General features: G+C 58.2%; 19 protein-coding genes. 18 read left to right on the top strand and 1 reads right to left on the bottom strand.

The window, feature by feature from the left end; genetic code table 11:
* Window positions 1-35 precede the first annotated feature (35 nt).
* The 12 genes from NT179_08230 (at window position 36) to NT179_08285 (ending at window position 16,649) form a co-directional block, all read left to right on the top strand.
* Window positions 36-1,349 carry a nitric oxide reductase gene (locus NT179_08230; GenBank protein ID MCX5721999.1) on the top strand — a complete coding sequence of 438 codons (1,314 nt, stop codon included), beginning with the start codon at window positions 36-38 and terminating at the stop codon, window positions 1,347-1,349.
* A gap of 43 nt (window positions 1,350-1,392) precedes the next feature.
* Complete coding sequence (locus NT179_08235; protein ID MCX5722000.1) at window positions 1,393-2,430, top strand: cytochrome c; 1,038 nt, start codon at window positions 1,393-1,395, stop codon at window positions 2,428-2,430.
* Between the two features lie 50 nt (window positions 2,431-2,480).
* Window positions 2,481-4,256 carry a c-type cytochrome gene (locus NT179_08240; GenBank protein ID MCX5722001.1) on the top strand — a complete coding sequence of 592 codons (1,776 nt, stop codon included), beginning with the start codon at window positions 2,481-2,483 and terminating at the stop codon, window positions 4,254-4,256.
* 91 nt (window positions 4,257-4,347) lie between these two features.
* On the top strand, window positions 4,348-4,968 hold the full coding sequence (locus NT179_08245; protein ID MCX5722002.1) for a molybdenum cofactor guanylyltransferase: 621 nt from the start codon (window positions 4,348-4,350) through the stop codon (window positions 4,966-4,968).
* Window positions 4,969-4,975: 7 nt separating this feature from the next.
* The gene (locus NT179_08250) at window positions 4,976-5,974 is read left to right on the top strand and encodes a glycosyltransferase family 9 protein (GenBank protein MCX5722003.1); all 999 of its coding nucleotides are present in this window, start codon (window positions 4,976-4,978) and stop codon (window positions 5,972-5,974) included.
* 94 nt (window positions 5,975-6,068) lie between these two features.
* Window positions 6,069-7,823, top strand: a complete 1,755-nt coding sequence (gene argS / locus NT179_08255) for an arginine--tRNA ligase (GenBank protein ID MCX5722004.1) — start codon at window positions 6,069-6,071, stop codon at window positions 7,821-7,823.
* 15 nt (window positions 7,824-7,838) lie between these two features.
* On the top strand, window positions 7,839-8,987 hold the full coding sequence (gene tgt, locus NT179_08260; GenBank protein ID MCX5722005.1) for a tRNA guanosine(34) transglycosylase Tgt: 1,149 nt from the start codon (window positions 7,839-7,841) through the stop codon (window positions 8,985-8,987).
* Between the two features lie 25 nt (window positions 8,988-9,012).
* Window positions 9,013-9,357 carry a preprotein translocase subunit YajC gene (gene yajC, locus NT179_08265; GenBank protein ID MCX5722006.1) on the top strand — a complete coding sequence of 115 codons (345 nt, stop codon included), beginning with the start codon at window positions 9,013-9,015 and terminating at the stop codon, window positions 9,355-9,357.
* A 30-nt stretch (window positions 9,358-9,387) separates the two neighbouring features.
* Entirely contained in the window at window positions 9,388-11,031 is a 1,644-nt protein-coding gene (gene secD, locus NT179_08270) for a protein translocase subunit SecD (protein MCX5722007.1), read from the top strand.
* Between the two features lie 15 nt (window positions 11,032-11,046).
* Entirely contained in the window at window positions 11,047-11,964 is a 918-nt protein-coding gene (gene secF, locus NT179_08275; GenBank protein ID MCX5722008.1) for a protein translocase subunit SecF, read from the top strand.
* 69 nt (window positions 11,965-12,033) lie between these two features.
* Window positions 12,034-15,219, top strand: a complete 3,186-nt coding sequence (locus tag NT179_08280; GenBank protein MCX5722009.1) for a PAS domain S-box protein — start codon at window positions 12,034-12,036, stop codon at window positions 15,217-15,219.
* Window positions 15,216-16,649 (top strand): sigma-54 dependent transcriptional regulator, encoded by a 1,434-nt coding sequence (locus NT179_08285; GenBank protein MCX5722010.1) that lies wholly within the window; start codon window positions 15,216-15,218, stop codon window positions 16,647-16,649. The genes NT179_08280 and NT179_08285 overlap by 4 nt, the downstream gene beginning before the upstream one ends.
* Window positions 16,650-16,737: 88 nt before the next feature.
* Here NT179_08285 and NT179_08290 read toward each other — a convergent pair whose 3' ends face one another.
* The gene (locus NT179_08290; protein MCX5722011.1) at window positions 16,738-17,838 is read right to left on the bottom strand and encodes a WD40 repeat domain-containing protein; all 1,101 of its coding nucleotides are present in this window, start codon (window positions 17,836-17,838) and stop codon (window positions 16,738-16,740) included.
* Window positions 17,839-18,059: 221 nt separating this feature from the next.
* Between NT179_08290 and NT179_08295 the strand changes: the two genes are divergently transcribed.
* The 6 genes from NT179_08295 (at window position 18,060) to NT179_08320 (ending at window position 25,165) form a co-directional block, all read left to right on the top strand.
* Entirely contained in the window at window positions 18,060-19,058 is a 999-nt protein-coding gene (locus NT179_08295; protein ID MCX5722012.1) for a hypothetical protein, read from the top strand.
* Between the two features lie 10 nt (window positions 19,059-19,068).
* On the top strand, window positions 19,069-19,668 hold the full coding sequence (locus tag NT179_08300; GenBank protein ID MCX5722013.1) for a 4Fe-4S dicluster domain-containing protein: 600 nt from the start codon (window positions 19,069-19,071) through the stop codon (window positions 19,666-19,668).
* A 232-nt stretch (window positions 19,669-19,900) separates the two neighbouring features.
* Window positions 19,901-20,872, top strand: a complete 972-nt coding sequence (locus tag NT179_08305; protein ID MCX5722014.1) for a molecular chaperone TorD family protein — start codon at window positions 19,901-19,903, stop codon at window positions 20,870-20,872.
* A 95-nt stretch (window positions 20,873-20,967) separates the two neighbouring features.
* The gene (locus NT179_08310) at window positions 20,968-21,921 is read left to right on the top strand and encodes an ethylbenzene dehydrogenase-related protein (GenBank protein ID MCX5722015.1); all 954 of its coding nucleotides are present in this window, start codon (window positions 20,968-20,970) and stop codon (window positions 21,919-21,921) included.
* Window positions 21,922-22,188: 267 nt separating this feature from the next.
* The gene (locus NT179_08315; GenBank protein ID MCX5722016.1) at window positions 22,189-23,970 is read left to right on the top strand and encodes a radical SAM protein; all 1,782 of its coding nucleotides are present in this window, start codon (window positions 22,189-22,191) and stop codon (window positions 23,968-23,970) included.
* A gap of 73 nt (window positions 23,971-24,043) precedes the next feature.
* A complete protein-coding gene (locus NT179_08320; protein ID MCX5722017.1) occupies window positions 24,044-25,165 on the top strand; it encodes a hypothetical protein in 1,122 nt (373 codons plus the stop codon).
* Window positions 25,166-25,175 lie beyond the last annotated feature (10 nt).

Genomic DNA, 25,175 nt, shown 5'->3' on the forward strand with positions numbered 1-25,175 from the left:
CCTTCCTCCTACCCGAACCTCAGGAGGATAAAACCGTGGGCGATCTGATAAATGAAGCGATCTCAATAGGGTGGCCGCTGCTCGCGCTTCTCGCGAGTCTCTTCGTGTATTCCCTGGTAACTATCAGCGATCCCGCTGCAAAGAAACGCGCGACGTTCAAGCTCTTTATTGGCATGATTGGCGCGTTCATGTTGTTGTTGGCAATCGCGCACTACAAGACGAGCTTTTACGACGCGAACCGGATGTTGCCGGTTTCGCTGGTGCTCATCACCGCCATGTGTTTCATGATGGGAATTTATTTCCCTAACCAGGCTGCGTTGCTGAAGATCGGTGGCTTCATGTTCTTTGTCGCCGCTGGCCTGTCAGGATATGGGAATTGGCTGCCGCAGGTTGAAGGCGGCTTTCCCCCCAAAGAAGAAAAGATTCAGTTTGAGTCGATGACGGCGCAGCAGCTGGCCGACGAAGGCGAAAAGATCATCTTCGGCGGCATCGGGCAAAACAAGGTGCAGGGCGCAATCGGAAAAGGGCAGTGTCCGCTCTGCCACGCGTTCCACAAGGGTATGTTGGGCGAGCGCGCCCCAAACCTTGACGGCCTTCCTGAGCGTGCGGGCAAAGAGCGCTTAGAGGATCCGAAGTACAGCAAGGGCAAGCCGCTGGCCAGAGAATATGCGCAGAAGGAGTCCTTTCCTGGGGCTGGGACTGCAGAGAATGGCCAGGAGTATATCGCTGAATCCCATTCCTGCCCGAGCTGTTACGTCGTTGCAGGGTATGGCGTCAAGGGCACGAACGATAAAGAGAGCCCGATGCCTGCCATCCACAAGCCTCCGATCTCGTTGAGTCTCCCGGAGTTGGCCGCCGTGGACACCTGGTTGTATATCCGCGAAGGACGCGATGCTCCGACATACGAAGAGATCATCAAGTCGTATGAAAAGTTTGTTCCAGAGGCGGATCGGCCAAAGCAGCAGGACGATAAGGCAGCTGGGGCACCCAGCGCTTTGATGGCGGACGGCACGGAGCCGGTCGATCAGATTTTTGCAAAGGCCCAGTGCGTAGCCTGCCACACGATCCCCGGCATCCCGGGCGCGGTCGGCACCATCGGTCCGAAGCTCGAAGAGGGGACGAATGCCCCGCTTCGCATCAAGAGTGCGGACTATAAGGGCGGCGCAAAGACCGTTCCGGACTACATCATGGAGTCGATCGTGTCACCGAGCGCCTATGTGGTGAAGCCATTCCCGGATAATACGATGCCGAAGGTGTTCGGGCAGAAGCTCAGCGCCGGGGCGTTGAAAAAGATCGTCGATTATCTGTCTCAGGTGAAGGCGGGATCGCCGCCGCCGAAGATTTCATAATCTTGTCTGTCTACCTCTTTTGTTGAGCAAAGGGAGTTCGCCGATGAAAGCATTAATGTCAGTCGGGGCACTCATAGGAGCAATTGGAATACTCCTGCTTGCCGGAATGATTCTGGATATCGTTCCGTCAAATACCGTGCGCCTGGTCGAAGGCTACATGCCCATGCAAGTGCTCTTTGAACTCACGCTGTTTGTGGCGGGGTTTACAGGGTTAAGCTACATGTTGGGCACCATGGGAATGGCGTTCCCTCGCTTCTGGCAGGGGATTGCCTTTTGGTGTTTCATCCTCCTGTACCTGAAGTTCCGCGTCTACCCGCCGATTCCTTTCAGTGTTCGCGCCATGTACGGGACGGTCTCACTCGTCGCCGTCTTTATGTGGGTCTCTGCGAACGAGGAAGATTGGAAGAAGTTCAAACAGCCGATCATGAACATCTTGGATGCCCAGAGTGGGGTGAACAAGCTGTTGCGGTATGCCTATCTGGTCCTGTTGCCGATTCTGATCGGCGGCTTCTCCTACAACGCGATGGTCCCGAAATCAGAGGAGCCGATCGAGTTGAGGACGGTGCATCCTGCGCCGCCAGCCAGCACGAAGGTGCATGGAAAGACCTACACGCTGCAAACGTCGCAGAATCCTTATCGCGTGAACCTTGAAGGCAAGTTCGATCAAGAGTACAGCAACGCGAATATTGTGGAGCAGGGTATGGGCCGGTTGATGAAACCGAATGCCAACCCCTGGGATAAGGATGCGCAAGGGTACCTCAAGTATGTGCGTGAGGGCGGAGAGATCTTCTTTCAGAATTGCCATTTCTGCCACGGCGATAACCTGAACGGACGTGGTCTCCATGCCTTCGCGTTCAACCCGATTCCGGCAAACTTTACGGATCCGGGAACGATTGCACAATTACAGGAAACGTTCATTTTCTGGCGCGTAGCCAAGGGTGGAATCGGGTTGCCGAACGAAGGGTTCCCCTGGGCCTCCGTGATGCCACCGTGGGAACAGCACCTGACGGTAGATGAAATCTGGAAAGTGATTTTGTTCGAATATTGGCACACGGGGTATTATCCCCGGACCTGGGACTAATCGTTCACGGGAATTGACAGCCAACCTGGATTTACGACATGAGGGAAACCATGAAGAATTCGTTTAGTCTGAAGGCAGGAATGCTCCTCACAGCTGCCTTTGGAGTCATCCTGGTCGCCGGAAGCACCGGGAGCCTAGCGTTTGCCGACGAGGCCCTTCCTGAGGGCTTCAAGAAAGGCGAATTAGCGCCTGAGCCTGCTGCCGATATGATCGAAGCAGGAAAGCGGGTCTACTTCACCAAGTGCGTGTGGTGTCACGGAGTCGATGGCGCGGGCGATGGCCCAGGCGCCGATCGTCTCTGGCCTCGTCCCCGCAACTTCAACCAGGGGACGTTCAAGATTCGGCGCACGGCCAGCGGTGAGTTGCCGTTGTTCGATGCCAAGAAGCCTGTCCCTGGCCAGAATGACCTGTTTGAGACCGTGACTCACGGTCTCCCGGGTTCTGCCATGCCATCCTGGGAAGGCATCCTGACGGAAGAGCAACGACTCCAAGTACTGTCTTTCGTCACCACCCAGCTGGTGAAGGACCGGAAGTTTACCGACAAGCAGTCCGAAGCTCAGACTGTGTTGCAGCTGGACGATCTGAAGCCGATTCCTGCGACAGAGGAGAGCGTGAAAAAGGGCGCGGAGCTCGTTAAAGAGAAGAAGTGCGTCGAGTGTCACGGCACGGATGGCCGTGGCGACGGCAACGCGTTCAATCTGAAGGACGACTGGGGCTTCTCGATCCAGCCTGCTGACTGGCACAAGTGCTGGAACTTCAGAGGCAGCCGGCAAGATCCCTATAACGTCAAGAACATTTTCCGGACGTTTTCGACCGGAATCAACGGGACCCCGATGCCCTCGTTTGCTGACAACAGCACGGTTGAAGAACGGTGGCACATTGCCAACTTCGTGAACTCGCTGTGTGAGCGCGAAGCTGACGGTACGCCTCTCGCCATCGACCCGTTGGCGGACAAGCCGAAGATCAATTTCGTGGTGTCCTCAGGGGTGGTCGAAGGAGAGATTCCTGCTGATCCAGAGCATGAACTGTGGAAGAACCGGGCTCGCCGGTATGTCGCGATGGGCGGGCAGATCACCCATAAGCCAAGAAATTTCGTGAACCGGATCGACGATATCTGGGTGAAGTCGCTCTATAACGACAAGCATGTCGTGTTCATGTTCCAGTGGGACGACCGGACGAAGAGCGTCGCCACAGGGAAGTTGCCTTGGGCTCCGACCGAGGTCAACATCGATGTGAAGGAACAGGACCCGAAGACGGGCGAAGAGGGTTCAATCGCCGCGCATCAGAACAACTACACGGTCTACAACGATGCGATCGCCATGGAAACTGCTGTGAAGTGGAAAGAGCTTCCAGCCCCGATTAAGCCGCGGTATTTGTTCGGCAGCAACGAACAGTACCCAGTCGACATTGTGAAGTGGGAAGCCGACGGTTCCCTCCGTGCCTTTGAGGGCACGGGCTGGGACAAGGACTTCGCAGAACGCGATACGTACGAAGAGAACATCAAAGTCCTTCACTCGGAGTGGAAGGATGGCCGATGGACGGTGATCATTCAACGTCCGTTGGGCAACAAGAAGGATCAGGATTACGACGAAGATACCTTCTTCGAAATGGGACAGTACATTCCTACCGTGTTCTTCGCCTGGGATGGCCACAACGGTGACGCAGGACGGAAGATGGCCGTGTCGGCCTTCTACTACACGTTCCTGGAGCCGCCGACGCCTCGCGAAGCCTACATCTACCCAGTTGTGATCGCCTTCGGGGTGGTCTTGCTGGAAGGTTGGGTTCTCACCAGACGCTCGAACAAGCGGAAGGGAAAGACCCTCTAACGTTCATTTGAACGAGAGAGTCTGAAGAAGTATGAGGGGGTGGGGTAACCCACCCCCTCTTTCTTTTTGGCGCGGCTGCATTGAGGACACGATGGAGATCGATGTAACCGGCATTCTGCTCGCCGGGGGCAAAAGCCGGAGAATGGGTGAGGATAAGCGGCATCTCCTTGTGGGGGAACAGACCCTCCTTGAGCGAGGGCTGGCAGTGCTCCGCTCAGTCTTTCAGGATGTCCTGGTGGTCATTGCGCAGGACAGCCCTCCGCTCGACGTCGAAGCGCACGTGGTGCGCGACCTGGTCCCTGATTGCGGCAGCCTCGGTGGGCTCTACACGGGGCTAATGCAGGCCACCACGCCCTATATATTTGTCGTGGCCTGCGACATGCCGTTTCTCGATCCGGCAGTCATTGCCCAATTCACGAGCCGGCGAGCCAACGCTGACATCGTGATGGCGAAGCTTGCCTCCCGCATGCATCCGATGCATGCCTTGTATAGCAAGCGATGTTTGCCTGTCGTTGAACGGATGATTCAGGCGCGACAGCTCAAGATCCAGGAGATGGTATCGGACCGGTCTCTCCATGTGCGCTATGTGACTGAGGATGATCTCCGGGCTATCGACCCTTCCGGACGTTCCTTCCAGAACGTGAATACTCCAGCAGACCTGGAGGTGGCACGGTCACTGCTGTCTCAGTTGCCTCCACCCAAGCCCGTATAGCGCCGCCGTGACACGAACGATCGTCATCATCCATCCCGGCAGCCTTGGCGATGTGCTTTTGGCTGTTCCCTCCATGATTCGGTTGCGCAACCGCTTCCCCACCCATAGGCTGATGCTCTGTGCGCAGGATCAGGTCGCGCAGCTGCTTCTCGCCTGTGGCATCATTGATGAGTGGACCTCTGTGCAGGGACGAGCCTGTTCGGACTTGTTCGCCGGGGTGGACTCGGACAGGAGGCAGTTACAGGCCTGGCTGGAGGTCTGCGATCTTGCCATTGGCTGGATGGAGGATCGCGATGGGACCTTGAGCGAGAGGCTCAGGAGGGTCGGCGCTCGAGAGGCGGTCGTGCGGTCTCCCTTCTCGCCCACGATTCAGGCAATCCATCAACGTGACCGGTTTCTTGAAGCGATTCAGGAGGCGCCGTCTGATGGCGGGGGGACTGCCCTGTTGACGGTGCCGGAGCCGCTTCTCCATCTTGGGCAAGTCTGTCTTAACGATGCAGGATTCCCGGTCGGATCGCTGCTCGTCGTCATTCATCCCGGGAGTGGCAGCGCTCATAAATGTGTGGCGCCTGAGGTCTTGGCCTCTGTTGTGGCCGCCATCCAGACCTCCGGGGCGATCCCAGTGATTCTGGAAGGACCGGCAGACCGTGAGCCAGCCGAGCGGCTGATGCAGTCTTGCGTAAGCTCACCGATCGTCCTGAAGGGCCTGGATCTTCTCACTCTGGCCGGGGTGCTGGCCCAGGCGAGCCTTTTTGTCGGGCAGGACTCAGGCGTCACCCATCTGGCAGGTCTGATAGGGGTGCGGACGGTGGCTTTGTTTGGGCCGACCGACCCGGCTCGTTGGGCTCCCAGCGGAACCAAGGTCACAGTGCTGCAGGGCGCACCCTGTCTTTGCCAGTCGTGGAACGATGTCAGTCGGTGTGAGGGAAAGCCTTGTCTCAAGGTCTCGCAGACCCATCTTGAGGCAGTCTGTCTGGCTCACCTTAGAGAGGCCGCATCTCGATAGAGAAGCCCTGCTGGCTGCCTTGTCACTGCCTATTCCGTATGCTAGAGTGACCAGTTCGTTTTTCCTTTCATTGGTAAGGACTTAGGAGCTTTCTTTGTCTAGTGGAGTCGTGCAGGAAAAGGTCACCAGTGCGCTCCTCGGAGCGCTCAATGGAGCCAAAAAAAAAGGCCAACTGAAGACGGAAGCCTGGCCCGAGCTGAGTCTGGATGCTCCCAAACGGCCTGAATGGGGAGACCTCGCCTCAACGGTCGCCATGTCTCTTGCTGCCTCAGAGCAACGAGCGCCCCACGACATTGCCCAAATCATCATCGACAATCTTTCTCAGGACGAGCAACTTTTCGACCGGGTCGAAATTGCCAGGCCCGGGTTCCTCAACCTCACGCTCAAGCCTGCCATCTGGCAAGAAGTGCTCAGGGAAATCGAGCTGAAAGGGTCGGCCTACGGGCGAGCCGAAGTGGGGGAGCGACGTCGCGTGTTGGTGGAATATGTGAGTGCGAATCCGACCGGCCCGTTGCATGTGGGCCATGGGCGCGGCGCAGCGGTCGGGCAGGCGGTCGCGAATATGCTGAAGGCGATCGGGTATGACGTCGTGAGCGAATACTATATCAACGACGCAGGCCGACAGATGAAATTGCTGGGAACTTCCGTCTACGCACGGTACGAGGAACTCTCGAATCGGCCGATCGAATTTCCGACAGAGGGGTATCACGGGGCCTACATCACTGCCGTGGCCGAGCGAGTGAAGCAGCAGCTCGGGGCCGAGCTGGCCGGGCGTGAGGCGACAGAGGTGGAGGCGCGTTGCCGAACGTTTGCCTATCAGGAGCTGCTGGGTCTGATTCGCGAGGATCTGAAATCCTTCGGGATCGAGTTCGAGTCCTGGTTCAGCGAGGCCTCCCTCGTGGATTCAGGGGCGGTTCAGCGGGTCTTGGATGAATTGAAAGCGCAGCAGTTTCTCTTCGAAGAGGAAGGCGCCTGGTGGTTCCGGTCTTCAGCCTTCGGTGACGAGAAGGATCGCGTCGTCCGGAAGCAGGACGGCGAATATACCTACCTGGCCTCCGACATTGCCTACCATCAAGACAAATTGCGGCGCGGATACGATCTGCTCATCGACGTCTGGGGCGCGGATCACCATGGCTATATTCCCCGCATGCAAGCGGTGGTGCAGGCTTATGGCCATCCGAAAGATCGCCTCCAGGTCGTGCTGGTCCAGATGGTGAATCTGTTGCGCGGCGGGAAAAAAGTGGAAATGTCGAAGCGGGCCGGCGAGTTCATCACGATGCGGGAAGTCATCGATGAAGTCGGGGCCGACGCGGCCAAGTTCTTTTTCCTCATGCGTGATTCCAATTCGCATCTCGACTTTGATTTGGAGCTGGCCAAGCAGCGGTCTTCCGATAATCCCGTCTACTATGTGCAATATGCCCATGCCAGGATCTCCAGCCTCTGGCGCGTTGCGGCTTCCAGAGGCATCGTCTGCCCCCTGCCGAGCGAGGCGGATCTCACCGTCTTGACGGACCCGGACGAGTTGGGGCTGATTCGCAAGCTCTCCGCCTATCCCTCTGTCTTACAGGGCAGCGCGATGGAGTATCAGCCTCACCGGATGACCTATTACCTGCAGCAATTGGCCGGGCTGCTCCATACGTTCTATAACAAGCACAGAGTTTTGCCTCCCGCGGCGGATCGCGATCTGTTGGCGGTCACGCCGGAGGGATTGGTTCCAGGGGAGGGGCTGCCGAAAGAGGTGTTGTCCCCGGAACGGACTGCGGCGAGATTGGCGTTGATGCGAGGCATCCAGCAGGTGTTGAAGAACGGACTCGCTGTGCTCGGAATTTCTGCACCGGATCAGATGTAGGGAGCAAGAGGGATTGTGGACTTTTCCGTGCAGCAGGCAGATCGTGAGACGAGTGCGCGACTGGGGAGACTCAGCACCGCCCACGGCGCGATCGACACGCCGGCCTTTATGCCGGTTGGCACGTTGGGGCCGGTGAAGGGCATCGATCCGGCCGACCTGGAGAAGCTCGGATTCGGGCTCATGCTGAACAACGCCTACCACCTGTATCTGCGGCCCGGGCACAAGGTCGTGGCTGAGATGGGCGGGTTGCATCGGTTCACCGGTTGGCCTGGCGCGATTCTGACGGACAGCGGTGGATTTCAGATTTTCAGTCTTGCGAAACTGTGTAAGGTGACGGACGATGGGGTGAGCTTTCAGTCCCATCTCGACGGGTCTGCGCATTTCATCACGCCGGAGACGGCCATTGAGATTGAAGAAGCGCTGGGGGCCGATATCATGATGGCCTTCGATCATTGCGTGGCTTTGCCGGCTGAAAAGGACGTGGTGCGCGATGCGGTGCGCCGGACCACCCTCTGGGCCAAACGTTGTCAGGATAGTCGTCGCCGCACGGACCAAGCCCTCTTCGGAATTGTGCAAGGCGGCTTGGATCAGGATCTCCGCGTGACGTCGGCGCGCGACCTTGTGGGGCTCGGTTTCGAGGGTTATGCGGTCGGAGGGCTTTCGGTGGGAGAGTCGAAGCCCGAGATGTATGCCATGCTGGATGTGACCGTGCCGGAACTGCCGGTGTCGAAGCCACGGTATTTGATGGGTGTGGGGATGCCGGAGGATTTGATCGAAGGCGTGGCCAGAGGGATCGATCTCTTCGATTGCGTCGTCCCCTCGCGCCATGGACGGACCGGCTCGCTCTTTACGAGTTTCGGGCGGGTGGTGATCAAGCAAGCGAGGTATGTGCGGGATGAGCAGCCGATCGACCCGGCCTGCGGCTGTCCAGTCTGTGCGCGCTATTCGCGGGCCTATCTCCATCATCTCTATCAGGTGAAAGAGATGCTGTCGTCGAGACTGAATACGATCCACAATTTGTGGTATTTTGCCGATCTCATGAGGCGGGTCCGTTCGGCGATCGCGCAGGGCAGCCTGCGGTCGTTCCGAGAAGAGTTTTATCGGTCCCGCGACCTGACTGCCGCAGCGGAGGCCGAGGACCATCGGCGAAACGCGGCAGATTAACTGTGAGGAGAAGGGATAGGTTCGTATGGTAATGCAATCGGTCGCATGGGCTCAAGGAATCGGTGGCGGGAGTTCTGGGTCGAGCTCCGGGACGCTCTTGTCCCTCGTGCCGTTCGTGCTGATTTTCGTCATTTTCTATTTCCTGCTCATTCTGCCGCAGCAAAAACGCCAGAAACAGCAGAAGGCCTTGCTGGAGGCCTTGAAGAAGGGCGATAAGGTGATCACGGGATCCGGCATCTGGGGCACGGTCACGAATCTCGGGAAAGAGACCGTGACGCTGCAGATCGCCGACAGCGCGAAGATCCGGATTCAGAGGGAACATATTGCGCGATTACGCGCCGACGATGAGGACAAGGACAAGGACTCGTAGACCGCGAGTGACAAAGGGGTTACAGACAACATGAAAAAAGTGGGTGGGCGGTTAATAGTATTGGCGCTGGTGGTGGTGCTGTCGGTGATCTTCTTCATTCCCTCCTATCAGCCGTTCTACCAGGCGTTGCCCGCCTGGCTGAAGGCGGTAATGCCCAACAAAGGCATTACGCTGGGATTGGACCTCCAGGGCGGGATTCATCTCGTCATGGAAGTGGACGAAGATCGCGCGGTCGAGATTGCCGTGGATCGATCGGTCGTATCCCTCCAAGATTTGTTGGTGGATAAGAAAATCCCCGTCGAGTCTGTGACGCGAACAGGCCCGACTCAGGTGACGATCCAATTCCAAAATGCCGAGCTCAAGGCGCAGATCCAGAAAATGATCGAGGACTATCCGACGTTCCTTGAGACGGAGTCTGCCGGATCGGCCAACATGCTGGTGTGGGAGCTGCGGGAGCTGGAGATCAAGCGCATCAAGGATTCCGCGATCAACCAGGCGCTGGAAACGATCCGGAACCGCATCGACCAGTTTGGCGTGGCGGAACCGATGGTGCAGCGGCAGGGGCTGAAGCAGATCGTCGTGCAGCTGCCCGGCGTCAAAGAGCCCAAGCGCGCCAAGGATCTGATCAAAGAGACGGCGTTGCTTGAATTTAAGCTGCTGGACGAAGACAACCAGGTGAAGATGGATCTCCCCGCCCGCATCCCGAAAGAGAAAGAGGCGGAGGTGCTGAGGCAGGCCGAGGCGAAGTTGCCGGTCGGCGACCAGATCCTGTTCGAACGGGCGGTCGACAAAGACACTGGCCGCGAATATCGGATTCCCTATCTCGTGAAAAAGCGGGTGATGTTGACCGGCGATGTGTTGAGCGATGCGCGGGTCTCGATCGGCCAATTCAACGATCCCTACGTGTCGATCACCTTCGACGCCAAGGGCGGCCGGGAGTTCGATCGGATCACGGGCGACAACGTCAAGAAGCGCATGGCCGTCGTGCTGGACAACACGATCTACTCGGCGCCGGTGATTCAGGAGCGCATTACCGGGGGCCGCGCGCAAATCACCGGAACCTTCTCGATGCAAGAGGCGAGCGATTTGGCGATCGTCCTTCGGGCCGGCGCCTTGCCGGCTCCGCTGAAGATCATTCAAGATCTCACGGTCGGACCGTCGCTGGGGAAAGACTCGATCGACAAGGGCGTGCAGGCCACGTTGTTTGCCGGCGCGCTGGTGGTGCTGTTTATGATGGTCTATTATCGGACGTCCGGGGTGATTGCCGACTTTGCGCTGGCATTGAACCTCCTTTGTTTGATGGGGGCGCTCTCGGCGCTGAACGCGACCCTGACCCTGCCGGGGATCGCCGGCATCGTGCTCACGATCGGGATGGGCGTCGATTCGAACGTCCTGATCTTCGAGCGCATTCGTGAAGAGCTGCGAGCGGGGAAAGCGGTTCGGCTGGCTGTCGACGGAGGCTATGAGAAGGCGCTGTTGACGATCGTCGACTCGCACGTGACGACGCTGATCACGGGGGTGGCGCTGTTCCTCTTCGGGACGGGGCCGATCAAAGGGTTTGCCGTGACCTTGTGCCTTGGCATCGGGATCAATCTCTTTACGGCCCTGGTGGGCACCAAGGTCATCTTCGACCTTATGAATCAACGACACAAAGTCGAACAGTTAAGCATCTAGTCCGAAGGAGCCGGCATGTTAGAGATTCTCGGAAAAACCAATATCGATTTCATGGGAAAGCGCCGCTGGGCCTTTCTGTTTTCCGGCATCATGGTGATGCTGGGGCTGGTGGCAGTCGTGCAGATTAGCCGAGGGTCGGCAAACCTCGGCATCGATTTCGCGGGCGGGACCGCGGTGCAGCTGAAGTTCGACCAAGCGATCCGGATCGACGAAGCCAGGAAAATCTTGGAGGCGAATGGCCTGGGCAACGCCGAACTCCAAGAATTCGGGCAGGAGAACAAACTCCTGATTCGCCTGAAGGCCTCGACGACCATCGAAGAAAAGGTGGCCGAACGGGTCGTGGCGGTCTTTACGAAGGAGTTTCCTTCGAACCATTTCGTGGTCGATTCCAGTACGGAGATCGGGCCGACCATCGGGAAGAAGCTGCAAGAGGACGCCCTCATTGCGATTCTTATTTCCTTTGTCGGGATCATCCTCTATGTGGCGGGGCGATTTGAGTTTCGCTTCGGCATCGCTGCGGCCTTGGCGACCTTTCACGATGTGCTGGCAGTGCTGGGCGCCTTTTACCTTTTAGATAAAGAGATCACCTTGCTGGTGGTGACCGCGCTGCTGACCTTGGCCGGCTACTCGATGACCGACACGGTCGTCGTGTTCGACCGGATCAGAGAAAATCTCCGGATGCGGAGGCGGGACAGCGAGGAGACGATCATCAACAATGCGGTCAACCAGGTCTTGAGCCGCACGATCGTCACGAGTTTGACCGTCGTGTTGGTGCTGATTCCTCTGACGCTGGCCGGAGGAGAGGTCTTGCATGACTTCTCGCTCGCTCTGTTGTGGGGCGTGATCTTCGGGACCTATTCATCCATTTTCGTCGCGAGTCCGTTGCTGCTGCTGTGGCCCGGAGCGTCCGGGCGGCTCTTGAAGCGGAGCTAGTCTGCAGCCGTTGGCGGAGAGACACGAGGCTGCGATCGGGCCATCCGGTCGCAGCAGCGGTTCGCTGGCATGCCCATGACATTCTGGAGTCGGTCTCACAGTCTCCAGCACAAGATCATCACGGCGATCGTGCTGGTCGGCCTTCTGCCCCTGACACTTCTGCTTGTCCTCACCTACGTCGAAGAGCGGCGCGCGCTTCGCGAAATGACCGGCGCGAACTTCAAAGAAGTCGCCGTGGAAGCCGCTCGTCGTATTGAAATGCAGGTCGGTCGCGGGATGAACGAGGCACAGCAGCTCGCGACCACCCCGTTTCTTCGCACCGCCGTTACGGAATCCAATCGCACGTACGAGGGGAAGGATGCGCACAGCATCCAGGGGATGATCAAGGATTGGCAGCAGCGGTGGCGTCAGCGGGACAAGCGCAGCGAGTTTCCTCTCTTCATCAATCGTATCGTCACCAACTATCTCATCCGATGGCACGATATCCGAAAGTCCGACTATGTCGGGATTCTGGTGACCGACCAGCAGGGCGCGCTGGTGGTGAGCTCCATCCCGCAAGTGGAGTACTTTTACGGCAAGACGCCCTGGTGGCAAGCGGTGATGACAGGGGCCGGTCCCAGCGGCTACGTGAGCGAGATCGCGTTCGACCCCAGTTTCGGGACCCATGTGATTATGGTCGCAGTCCCTATTCTGGACGATGCGAAGGAGTCGGCGATCGGCGCAGTCACGGTGTTGCTGCGCCGGGATACGATTTTTCATGCCATTGCCGATGTCACGGTCGGGGAGACTGGTCATGCGATGCTGTTCAGCTCCGATGGAGGCCTGGTGATTTGTCCGGTCCTGGCCCCGGAGGAACATTCGATCAAGCCAGAGTTCATCGGCGCCCTCGGCGGGCTGAAAGCCGGGTGGTCCGTCGTGGCGGACGATTCGCATGGAGGCCAGCAGGCCTTGATCGGATTTGCGCCGGTCCGATTCAGCGAGCGGTTGGCGCCTGGAAGTCTCGGAGGCAAACAGTGGGTGACCGTGGTGCGGCAGGATCCCCGGGAGACCTATGCGCCGCTGGCCGAACTGGTGGCGAAGGTGTTGCTCTACGGGTTGCTCGTCCTGGCCGTGTTGTGGGGGACCGGGATGGTCGTGGCCCGTCGGATTGCCCGACCGATTCAGTTGTTACATGACGGGGTGCGGGAGATCGGAAGCGGACGATTGGACCGGCGGCTGGCCCTGAAGACCGGCGACGAAATCGAAGGCCTCGCCGAGGCGTTCAATCAGATGGCCACCAATCTCCAGCGGTCGTTCGGGCAGATCGAGCAGCGGATGGAGGATGTGCATCGGCTGGAGGAAAAGTACCGCGATTTGATCGAACATTCGCCGGAGATGATCTGCCAATTGAACCGGAGCGGCTGTTTCGTCCATGTGAACAAGACAGGGCTGGATAAACTGAAGTATACGCTGGATGAGATGTTGGAGATGAAGCTGTGGGACCTGGTGCCGCGCGGGCAGGAATCGCTCGTCTTGCAGTATCTGGAGCGATTGGTGGCCCAGGGGCGCAGTTCGATGGAGACGGTGTTTCTGGCGAAAGACGGCCATCCCATCGATGTGGAGATTCATGCCACGGCTTTGATCGATCAAGAGAGGGGCGGTCTGGTCCATTCCCGCGCCTTCGTGCGCGACGTGACGGAACGGCGCCGGCTCGAGCAGCAGCTGCAGGAATATACGACGAAATTGGAAGAGGCCGTGTCGGAGCGAACCCAACAGTTGGTGGCGTCGCAGGCGCGCTACAAGGCCCTGTTCGACTTGGTGGCGGACTCGGTGTTCATGGTGAACGAGTCCGGCACGATCGTGGCGGTCAATAAACGTGAGGAGCAGGCCCTGGGCTATACGGAGGCGACGGTGGTCGGCCGGAGCCTGTTCGAGGTCGTGCTGGCCGGGCATCATGATGCGTTGCGCGGGTGGATGGCCGATATCATCACGGGCCAGCGGAAAGTGGCCACGCAAGAGATTATGGTGCGCCATGCCGACGGTCTGGAAACGCCGGTCGAAATGGATTTGATTCGAGTCGGTGCGGACGACCAATTGTTGGTGATGGTGCAGCTGCGCGACATTACAGACCGAAAGAAGCTGGAGCGGCAGCTGCAGACCTATCGCGAAGAGTTGGAGCAGAAAGTGCGAGAGCGCACGAGGGAAATCGAAGAGACCAAGCAGTATCTGGAGAACTTGCTCGAGAACGCGAACGATGTCATCTATACGCTCGATACCGAGCAGCGGTTTACCTACGTCAACAGCAAGGTCGAAGCCTGGGGCTATCGGAAAGAGGATCTGATCGGCCGTCCCTATCTGGCCCTGTTGTCCAAGCGGCATCGGGGGCGGCGGCTGAAGAGCACCTTGGACATCGGGGCGAAACAGGTGTATGAGGTTGAAGTCGTGACGCGCACGGGGGAGCCGAGGGCGGTGATGGTCAGCGTTTCTCCCCTGCATGCGGTTGAGGGGACGCTTCTCGGAGTGTTGGGCATTGCGCGGGATATGACCGAGACCAAAAAGCTGGAACAGCAGATCAGGAACTCGGAGAAGCTCGCATCGGTGGGTCGTCTGGCTGCCGGGGTGGCCCATGAAATCAATAATCCCTTGGGCGGCATCCTCAATTGTCTCTACAATTTACGGAAGGGCACCTTGTCGGCCAGCCGGCAGGAGGAATATCGGGCTTCCATGGAGGATGGGGTGCAGCGGGTGCAAAAGATTGTTCGGCAGTTGCTCGACTTCTCCCAGCAGCATGAGCCGGAGTTCGCCTTGACGGATATCAATCATATCGTCGACCGGGTCTTGGTGTTGACGACGCACCTCTTTGTTCCGAACCGAATCGTCTTGGAAACGGTGCTGGGCCATGGGCTGCCATCTGTCATGGTCGATCGGCATATGATCGAGCAAGTCTTGATGAACCTGGTGTTGAATGCGGTGCAAGCGATGAAAGAGGGCGGGGCGCTGACGATTCAAACCGTGGTCGTCGAAGGAGTCTGTCTGGTCGAAGTGCGCGATACGGGGTCGGGCATTCCGCCGGCGGTCCTGCCTCGCATTTTCGATCCATTTTTCACGACGAAGAGCGAAGGGGAAGGCACCGGCCTTGGCCTGTCGGTCAGTCTCGGCATTGTGGAGCGCCATGGAGGAAGGATCGTGGTGGATAGCGAGGTGGGGAAGGGGACGACCTTTACGCTCTATCTGCCGGTTTCGCGCGAACGTTCGTTCCTGGAGAGACTGTCATGAAGGGGCTCAGGATTCTGCTCGTGGATGACGAGCCGTTGATGCGACTTTCGATGGTCGATGCGCTGGAGGCCGTCGGCCATGAAGTGGAAGCGGCGGCATCCGGCACGGACGGCCTCGACGCCGTCCGTCGGCGGCCCTTCGATTTGGTGATTACGGATCTGCGCCTGCCAGGCGCGGACGGCCTCACGGTGCTCACTGCGACCAAGGAGCAAGCGCCCCACACGGAGGTGGTGGTGATTACCGCCCACGGGTCGGTGGAAACGGCGGTCGGGGCGATGAAGCTCGGCGCCTTCGACTACATCACCAAACCGTTCCAGATGGACGAATTATTATTGATCGTCGAACGGGTGGGCCGTGTGGTGGCGCTACGGCGCGAGAATCAGGACCTCAAGGAAGCTCTGGAAGATAAGTTCAGCTTCGGGGGCATTCTCGGCACGAACAATCAAATGCGCGCGGTGCTCGACAAGATCAAGCTGGTGGCCGGCACGGATTCGACGACGTTGATTCTTGGAGAGAGCGGCACCGGCAAGGAGCTGGTGGCCAATGCCATCCATCAAAACAGCGCCAGAAGCCAACACCCTCTGATCAAGGTCAGTTGCGCGGCCTTGCCGGAAACCTTGCTGGAGGCGGAGCTCTTCGGCCATGAGAAGGGGGCCTTCACCGGGGCGATGAAGCAGCGGCGCGGACGATTCGAGCTGGCGCATCGCGGGACGCTGTTTCTCGACGAAATCGGGGAAATTTCTCCGGTCATCCAGGTCAAACTCTTGCGGGTGCTTCAAGAGCGGCAGTTCGAGCGTGTCGGAGGGAACGACCGGATCGACGTCGACGTGCGGCTGGTCTGTGCGACGCAAAAAGATCTGCGGAAAGAAGTCTCGCAGGGACGGTTTCGCGAAGATCTGTTTTACCGGCTCAATGTCGTGCATATCGTGATCCCGCCGTTGCGCCAACGGCAGGAAGACATCATGGTCATTGCGGAGCATGTGCTGAAGACTTGCGCCAGCAAGATGAATAAAACGGTGAAGGGGCTTTCGCCCGTGGCGCGCGAGCTGTTTTTGCGCTATTCGTTTCCCGGGAATGTGCGGGAATTAGAGAATATGGTCGAGCGGGCGGTGGCGCTGGGGCGGGATCGTGAGGCGATTCAGCCGGCTGATCTCTGCGGCTTCCAGTCCTGTCCCTATACGGGAGGGCTCCCTCAAGAGTCTTGCGGGTTCTGTAGCGAAGGACTGACGGGGCAGAAGCGCGAGGAGCGGCCGCTGACCTCGCTGGCGACGGCGCGGGAGCAATTCGAGCGTGAATATATTGTGTCGGTCCTCGGACGGGTAGAGGGCAGCCGAACGACGGCCGCGAAGGTCCTTGGTCTCTCGCGCAAAGCTCTCTGGGAAAAGTGCAAACGCTACGGGATTCCATCGGCTAAGGATGAACCAGAGTAGGCGTAACGGATAGTCAAACGTCCGTTCAGCATGAACATGCTGAACGGACGTTTTGAGCATCCTGCCAAACTTCGCAGCTCGACGGGGATTACTCGGCTGGTTCTGTTCCCCCGGCCCACAGTTTCACCGTGCGATCCCATGACGCGCTGGCCAATGTCATGCCGTCCGGTGAGAGGCTGATCCCGCGAATGCCGCCTGTATGAGCCTTGAGCGTTCTGAAGCAACGGCCGTTCGATAAATCCCAAAACCGAATCGTTTCATCGTCGCCGGCGCTGATGAGCACTTTGTTGTCAGGCGTGACGGCGAGGGCGCGCACCCAGGCGGTGTGGCCTTTCAGGGTCCGTTGTTCCGTCATGTTGGGCATGTCGAACAGTTTGATCGTTTTATCGCGGCTCCCGGTGATGAGGAGCTTGGCGTCGGGGGTAAAGGTCATCGCGCCGATCCAATAGTCCATCGGCTTTTGAAAGCCACCGTCGTCTTCGACGAAGTATCCGCGGGTTTCGCTGCTATCATCCTCGTCCTGCTTCCAATGTCCGTTATGCAGGATCTTTTCTTCTCCGCTGGGCAGCACTTCCCAGAGTTTGATCTTGCCGATGTCCGTTCCGCTGGCGAGATGCATGCCGTCCGGTGAAAAGGTAACGCAGACCGACCAATGGTGGTCGTACTGGTCCTTGCCGAGGAGGGTCATGAGCTCGGTGCCGGTGGTGACTTCCCAGATCTTGATGTCTTTGTTGTGGCTGCCGCGCGCCAGCATGAGGCCGTCCGGCGAGAGGGAGAGGCTGACGACATTGTGGTCGTAGCGCGTAAAGAGCAATTTTTTCGATTCGCCGGTGTGCGGGTTCCACAGCCGGATGGTGCGGTCCTCGCTGGCGGTGGCCAGCGTCTGGCCGTCCGGCGTGAAGACGACGGATCGGATGTCTGCCGTGTGGCCCCTGAGGGAGCGCAGCAAGCGCCCTGTCTCAATGTCCCAGATACGGACGAGCCGGTCGACTCCTCCGCTGGCAAGGGTCAATCCGTCCGGTGAGAAGGCGACCGACCAGACTCCATGCGAATGGCCGCGAAAGGTGGTGAGCTCCCGTGCTCCGCTCTTCCAATACTCGAGGAAATCGACCGGTGCATTGCCTGCACCCGATGATGGCGTGAGTGGAGAGGGCGATGGGGCCAGTTGAGGCGCAATCTGATCAGCCATGTTTCATAATCCTTACGGTCGGAGCAAGATGAAGCGGCCCGCGGCGACCGGCTTGATTGCAAATCGGCGATTCGGGCCAGTATAATTCGCGTCGGCTTGTCGGCTTGAGGTGATCGTAAGAGAAGCCCTGCCACCAAGTCAAGCCGCGATGAGAGCCGGTTCGCATCCCTCAACGGGGTGTGCCGGCCATGCCAGTCCGGATTGGACGATCAAGGACTATTATGGAACTGCGTTTTCAGCCCGCATTGTTGCAAGAGGTCATCGACTCGTTCGTCGAAAAGACGGAGCGTGAAGGCGATCCGACCTATTATAAGGAATTTCACGAGCTGGCCGATCCGATCTACGAGAAGTTTACGCTCGACGATCGGGAGAGCGAGTTTAAGAAGCTCTACCAGTACATGTTCGGGACCTGGGGATTTTCCGACATCATCCGGGATGCGTTCAACGAATATCCCCTGCTGAAAGAACGGGTTGGTATCGTCCTGGTCAAGGGCGTGCTCAAGGAAGATCAGGAAGGCGTCGATATTCTCAGGAAGTGGGGCTCCGTCGAGCACGAGATGGCTCGGGAGTTCGAAGAGAAAGGGTTGAGAGGCGTCGGGATCAAGCTCATTCCGCGGCGATTCTACGATCCCGCGCTCACGCGCTATTGCCGTCATGAGTTGCTGCATATCTCGGACATGCTGGACCCGGTCTTTGGCTATGACCCTGATACCAAGGTCGGACAGAACCCCGGCGAAGAAACGCTCATCCTCCATCGCTATCGGATTTTATGGAGTCTCACCGTCGACAGCCGTCTGACGGCAGCCGGCAAAGAGCCGATGCTGCGCAAGGAAGACCGGTTCAAAGAGTTCCGCTCCTGGTATCGCAAAATCCCTGCGCCACAGTTGAAGTCGGTGTTCGAGGGGCTGTGGCAGACGAGTTTCTTCACCCACTCGGAATTGATCGAAATGGCCTCGGACACCTTGCGCGTGATGGATCGCGCCGTGGATGTCGAGGGCGGAGAAGTTCCGGAAACCGAAAACAAAGTCATGTTGATGCCGGGGTTCCCGTGCCCCTTATGCCGATTCCCGACCTATTCGTGGGTCGAAGATATGGGCAATAAGATCGAGTCGTACGTGCTCGATTTTATCCGCGAGAATCACCCGGGCTGGGATATCGAATTTGGGGCCTGCGACCGTTGTGTCGAGGTCTATAAGTTACGCGCCGACGGCGTGATGTAAGGTCACTCTTGTGGCAAACGATCCGACATATGGCCGGCGTGATTTCCTCAAGGACTCGGTCGTCTCCGTTGCCAAGGCGGCCCAGGAATTTTCCAAGCAACAGGAAGTTGTGCCGGAACGATCGGCTCCACTGGTGCGGACGGATTGGCTGCGTCCTCCCGGTGCGGTTGACGAGACGCTGTTTTTAGAGCGGTGCACGAAGTGCGGTGACTGCGCTACGGTCTGTCCTCACGGATCGATCACGTTTCACCAGCAGGATGGGACGCCGGTCATTTTTGCGGATCAGATCCCGTGCTATCTCTGCGAGGATGTGCCCTGCATCGCAGCTTGCGCGACGGAAGCATTGCTTGCCGTCGGAGGGCTCGAGCAGGTACGAATGGGCCTAGCCATCGTATCCCATCGTATCTGCACGGCAGGGCAGGGATGCCATGCATGTGCCTCTAAATGTCCGACGGATGCCTTATCGATGGACTTTGATACGCAGCGTTTGGGCGTGATGACTGAACGTTGTGTCGGGTGCGGCCTATGCGAACAGGTCTGCCGGACCGTGAACGATCAGGTGGCGATTCGCGTGACACCGTTCAGGTTACTGGCACGGTCGCTTTTGTGAGAGGCAAAAACGTGAGGCAAAAGCAAGAGGGAAAATCGAAAAGAAATCGTGCGGGGAAATGTGAGAAATAACGTGAAAAATCATTATCTTAGATCATCAATTCGAGAGTACGAGTTCGCGCTTGACAACCCCAGGGCTGTTACCTATCATACGCGAGCCTGTGCCAAAGGTTTGATCCCCGATGTCCAGGATATCCAATCGGGCAACAGGGGAAACCGAGGAGCTGATTCTCATGACGAGTAAACAGCCGGTGCAAACGAATTCTCCAGCGGGAGCTGCGGTTATCGCAGCTCCGCCGGCCATTAAAGACTCACCTGCAGTCGAACGCGCCCTCAATCGCAGCAAACTCTATTTGCTTGTTTCGTGGAGTCTGCTCTATCCCGAGGACGACGAATTTCTTGATTACGTGCAATGCGGTGAATTTGTCGAGGATGGGCGGGCCGCGGTCGATGCCCTGAGCCTGGTGCTCGACGGGATCGGCGGCGAACGCGCGAAGCAAAAGCTGGTGTTGCTGCGCAAGCAGTTCGATCAACTTGAAAAGGTTGTGGCGTCTGAGTGTGTCAATTGGCAACTCAGCGATCTCCAGTCCGAGCATCGCCGCGTGTTCAGTAACGTTATTACCCTAGATTGCCCCCCCTACGAAACCCTGTTTGGAAACGACCACGTCTTTGCCCAATCTCAAGTCATGGGCGATATCGCCGGATTCTACCGGGCGTTCGGGGTCGAGTTGTCCAAGGACATCCATGAACGGCTCGACCATTTGAGCGTCGAGTTCGAGTTCATGCATTTCCTGGCCTACAAAGAGTCCTACTCGCGCTGCCACGACGGAGCGGACAAGACGCAGATCGTCCTGGATGCGCAGAAGAAGTTCGTCAAAAACCACATCGGGCGATGGGTGCCGCTGTTCTGCCGGATGCTGGTCAAGAAAGCCGATTCAGGTCTGTACAAGCACGTGGCGGACTTGATGGCGGAATGGATGGACTTCGAAGCCGCGTTCCTGGGCGTCGTGCCGCAGCCCTATTCGGAAACCGATTATCGCCCGGCGACGTTTAATGCGCCGGAAGGCCAGACCTATGAGTGCGGCGCGCAAGATCAAGGCAACGAGCTCAGCTTGCTGTTGAACGAAGTCGGCGCCGAATCATTCTTGGATAAAAAAGATCAAGGGAAAGACAAGGACGATGGGGGGCCGGTCGGAACCGCCTAGCCATCAAGTATTCGTGAGGGTTTCTATTTTTTGTTTGTTGTCAGTTATCTTGGGCCACCGTTCTTAATCTTTTAATCGAGAGGAGGAGTAGTCCTATGAGAGTTGTGCAGACACACAGTAAGCGTGTGGTGTTTGGCATTCTTCTCTCTGCGTTGATCGTTGGCGTGATGCTGACGATCGGGCAGGTGCCGTTGGCTGTCAGCCAGCCGGTCACGATTCCGGCGAAGGCCATCAAGGGATCGATTCCCATGGACGGCGCGAACCCAGTCTGGGAGAGCGTGCCAGGGGTGATCGTGCCGTTGAGCGGACAGCTGATCACCACACCGATGCATCCGAATATTTCGGTGAAGTCGGTGTTCGTGAAAGCCATGACCAACGGCAAAGAAGTCGGCCTGCGTTTAGAGTGGAACGATCAGACCAAGAACGATACGACCATCGGTCCTCAGGATTTCCGGGATCAGGTCGCGATCATGTTCCCAGTCAATACGGCTGGCGCGCCCCCCTTCCAGTGCATGGGCCAGTCCGGCGGCACCACCAACATCTGGCGGTGGAACGCAGAGTGGCAGAAGGATCTCGGCAAGGATAGCGCGGGTATGTGGGACGTGGACGATCAATACCCGGGCATTTTCTGGGACTACTATTTCGAAGAGCCTGCGGGCGGCGTGACCTATCCTGACCGGATCGGTCGCAGCCTTGGGCCTTTCAATCCCGGTATCTGGTCCGGCAACATCATGTCTGACCCGACGCTGCGCGTGAGCTCGGTCGAGGATCTGAACGCCAATGGCTTCAGCACCCTGACCACGCAAGCGCATCAGGATGTCATCGGAAACGGCGTGTGGGAGCCATCAGGCTCCGTCAAGGGCGGTGGTTACACCGGTCCAACCTGGCGCGTGGTGGTGAAGCGCACGTTGGAAACCGGTGATGCCAACGATACCCAGTTCAAGTCAGGTGCGTCTGTGCCAGTCGCCTTCGCGGTCTGGGACGGCAACAACGTTGAACGTAACGGCATGAAGGCGCTCTCCACCTGGTTTACCCTGAAGTTGCAGTAGGATAACCGGTCTCTGGAGAGACCATCTCGTACCGCTAGGGCACGAGTGATAGTGAGCGAGAAAGCCCCAGTCCGGCATCAGGCCGGGCTGGGGCTTTCTCTTTTTCTGCGGCGGGCGATACCGATGATGATCCTTCGCGTGATTCGCTCTTGGCAGGGCTTGGAGCCGGCTCCCATGGTTGCATTTGGCCGATGGCGGAGTGTATAAAAACATGTGCATTTTCTTGAGATAACGCCGTAATTTTCACTGAGTTGGTAGTGATTCAGCATGAAAGTCTCACTGCTTTTTCCTCCAACCTGGCATCCGTCACAGCCCTACCTGAGCCTCCCCTCCTTGACGGGGTTCTTGGTGCAAGGCGGCGTCAACAACGTCTCCCAACGCGATCTCGGCATTGAACTCTTAGACGGAGTGGTCACCCAAGCCTACGGGGCCGAACTCTATCAGGAACTGGTCGATAAACAGCGCGCCCTTGAGCAGAGCCACACCGGCGACACGGGACCGGGAAGCGCCGAACACTTGGCGCGTATCGTTGAGTCGCTGGACCGCTTCCCCTATCTCATCGACCGGATCGAGCCGGCCAAGGAGACCCTGCGCGGGGAGGGCTTCTACGATCTCGAGTCCTATAAGGAAAGCCTTTTCCTCATCGACAAATGGCTGGAGGTCCTCTCCACGCTTTATTTCCCGACTAGACTAACGGTCGTCGACAATCAATTCGGCAACTGCTCCATCTATTCGTCCAAAGACCTGATGAAGATCATCAGGGATGAAACCCAGAACCCCTACATCAAGCTGTTCCGCGAGCGTTTTCTGAAATCGATCATCGGGGATCAGCCGGACTTGATCGGCGTCTCGATTACGGCGACCTCGCAGATTATCCCTGGCCTGACACTCTGCCGTTTGATCAAGGAAGCCGCGCCCGACATCCATCTGACCATCGGCGGCAGTATCTTCACCAGGCTGGTCGATAACCTGCGCCGCTGCCCGAGTCTCTTCGATCTGACCGACGACATCATCGTCTTCGAGGGCGAAACGGCGCTGCTCGAACTGGTCCATCAGCTGGATGGGAAAAAAGATTTCAGCAAGGTCCCGAACCTGATCTATCGCCAGAACGGGAAGATCACGGTCAACCAGCCGTTCTACTCCGAGAATATCAACCAGTTGCCGGCGCCCAATTACGATGGCTTTCCGCTGGGTCTGTATCTGTCGCCGGAGCCGGTCTTGCCCGTGCAGTTTTCGCGCGGCTGTTACTACAAGGATTGCGCGTTTTGCGCCCTCACGCTGGATCACCAGAATTTCCGGCAGAAAGAACCGGGGCGCACCGTCGAGGAATTGGAATGGCTCAAGCAGCGCTACGGCGCCAGCCGGTTCTTCTTCACCGACGAATGTTTCGCCCTCTCGCCGACCAAGCGGTTGTGCCAGCAGATCATCGACAAGAATCTGGACATTAAATGGACCTGCGAGATGCGCTTCGAGAAGCACCTGACGCGGGAACTCCTGGCCTCGATGAAGGATGCCGGCTGCCTGAAGATCGTCTTCGGGTTGGAGTCCTTCAACCAGCGGGTGATGGATTTCATGAAGAAGGGAATCAAGCAGGAGTGGGTGCGGCGCATTGTCGACGATTGCGTCGATCTGGGGATCGCGGTCCACTGTTACATCATCGTGGGATTCCCGACCGAAAAAGAAGAAGAAGCGCGGGAGACGATGAATTTCATCGTCGAGAACGAGCGGCTGCATAGCTCTTATGGCTTCTCCTGCCAGCCCTGCCTCTTCGATTTGGAAAAAGAAGCGCCGATCATGAGCGACCCCGGCAGCTACGGTATCCGGCGCATCATGCGCCCGTCGGCGGAGGACTTGAGCCTGGGCTTCTTCTATGAAGTGTCCGAAGGCATGACGCCCGATGAATCGGAAGCCCTTTATCAGCATGTCTACGAAAAGATCAGCGAAGTCGTGTGCGAGTTGCCGTTCAACTACTCCATGGCGGACGGGTTGCTGTACATCGCGCGGGCCAAGGCGCAAGAAGTGGGCGTGCCGCAGCCGGCGAGATCGTGATGCGCCGGCCCCGCACGACGGTGACCCTCTTGTTCGCGCAGTATAATTCGGGCCTCCTGTAAGGATCGACAGCATGATTGCCGCGAATGCCATGATTGACCGGATGACGGGACGGATCAACGACCAATCGTTGTTGTTCCAGTACACAATCAAGCTCGTCCTGATCGTCTCCTTCTCGGAGTTGATCCTCTATCGGCTCGTGTCGCGGCTGGGGATGCATCTCAGCAAGCTGGCGCAGACGCATGAGTGGATTATTCCGACCTTCACGGCCCTGACGGGGATCGGCGAGTGGCTGCTCAACGTCGTGGCGATTCTGTTATTCCTCGCCCTGGCCGTGGGCGTCGTCAATCGGATGGCCGGGCGCGGGTTCGTGGGCTCGAACCGGATCGTCGTCCCCTCCGTGGCGCTTCTATTGCTCCTCACGGCGGGCTTCCTCTTGGTCCCTCCCGCGTTTTTGGGATCGGCGATCTATAACTTCGTAGCCCTGGTCGCGCTGGTCTGTCTGATGACGGAGTATCTCTCGGCCCATACCGAATGGTCGCATCGCGCGATGGGGCTCACCTATCTCCTGGGGATCGGGGGCTGGTTGTATTACCAGATCGTGTCCACGACCTATAGTTTCATCGGGACCGTGGCGGCGCCGCCGTTGGTCTACGAGGCCCATCGCGCGGGCGAGGCCTTGATGGTCCTGTCCAGCATCCTGGTGTTTTGGGCCTATGGGCGGGGCGTCTCGTTTCGGACGCGCAATCAGCGGCAGCGCCGCCGCGCCATCTGGTTTTGGGCCACCGCCGGGTCTGTTTTTACGCTGATGCTGTTCCTGGATTATCTGCTCAAGCAGTATGACCCGGGGCTGGCCAACAACATTCGGAAAGCGGCGGACGGCATCGGGTGGATTTTTCAGTTCGGCATGGGCTACACGTTCTTCCTTCCCTTTGCCCTCTACATGGCAGGCCTGTTGTGCTGGGGTTACACGGTTATTAAGCTGCTGACGATGGGGCGGCTGGCCGGCTATGGGATCGGGTTGATGTTTATTGCGGGCTATGCGCTGCTGTACTCGAATCTGACGCTCATGGTGGTGCTTGGCGTGATGCTCTTAACCATGGACCGGCATCGGCGCGATGCGGCTGATTCGGCGCCGGCGACGAACGCGCCGGTGATCGGCACGCCGGATTCATTGGCGGGCGGACATATCTAACGAACCTTTT

This window comes from Nitrospirota bacterium, assembly GCA_026387665.1.
GTDB lineage: Bacteria > Nitrospirota > Nitrospiria > Nitrospirales > Nitrospiraceae > Palsa-1315.

What these genes read in the sequence shown, in the direction of transcription:
- NT179_08235 (MCX5722000.1), top strand. Translation starts at nt 1,393, where the DNA reads ATGAAAGCATTAATGTCAGTCGGGGCACTCATAGGAGCAATTGGAATA.
- NT179_08240 (MCX5722001.1), top strand. Translation starts at nt 2,481, where the DNA reads ATGAAGAATTCGTTTAGTCTGAAGGCAGGAATGCTCCTCACAGCTGCC.
- NT179_08245 (MCX5722002.1), top strand. Translation starts at nt 4,348, where the DNA reads ATGGAGATCGATGTAACCGGCATTCTGCTCGCCGGGGGCAAAAGCCGG.
- yajC (MCX5722006.1), top strand. Translation starts at nt 9,013, where the DNA reads ATGGTAATGCAATCGGTCGCATGGGCTCAAGGAATCGGTGGCGGGAGT.
- secD (MCX5722007.1), top strand. Translation starts at nt 9,388, where the DNA reads ATGAAAAAAGTGGGTGGGCGGTTAATAGTATTGGCGCTGGTGGTGGTG.
- secF (MCX5722008.1), top strand. Translation starts at nt 11,047, where the DNA reads ATGTTAGAGATTCTCGGAAAAACCAATATCGATTTCATGGGAAAGCGC.
- NT179_08280 (MCX5722009.1), top strand. Translation starts at nt 12,034, where the DNA reads ATGCCCATGACATTCTGGAGTCGGTCTCACAGTCTCCAGCACAAGATC.
- NT179_08285 (MCX5722010.1), top strand. Translation starts at nt 15,216, where the DNA reads ATGAAGGGGCTCAGGATTCTGCTCGTGGATGACGAGCCGTTGATGCGA.
- NT179_08290 (MCX5722011.1), bottom strand. Translation starts at nt 17,838, where the DNA reads ATGGCTGATCAGATTGCGCCTCAACTGGCCCCATCGCCCTCTCCACTC.
- NT179_08295 (MCX5722012.1), top strand. Translation starts at nt 18,060, where the DNA reads ATGGAACTGCGTTTTCAGCCCGCATTGTTGCAAGAGGTCATCGACTCG.
- NT179_08305 (MCX5722014.1), top strand. Translation starts at nt 19,901, where the DNA reads ATGACGAGTAAACAGCCGGTGCAAACGAATTCTCCAGCGGGAGCTGCG.
- NT179_08310 (MCX5722015.1), top strand. Translation starts at nt 20,968, where the DNA reads ATGAGAGTTGTGCAGACACACAGTAAGCGTGTGGTGTTTGGCATTCTT.
- NT179_08315 (MCX5722016.1), top strand. Translation starts at nt 22,189, where the DNA reads ATGAAAGTCTCACTGCTTTTTCCTCCAACCTGGCATCCGTCACAGCCC.
- NT179_08320 (MCX5722017.1), top strand. Translation starts at nt 24,044, where the DNA reads ATGATTGCCGCGAATGCCATGATTGACCGGATGACGGGACGGATCAAC.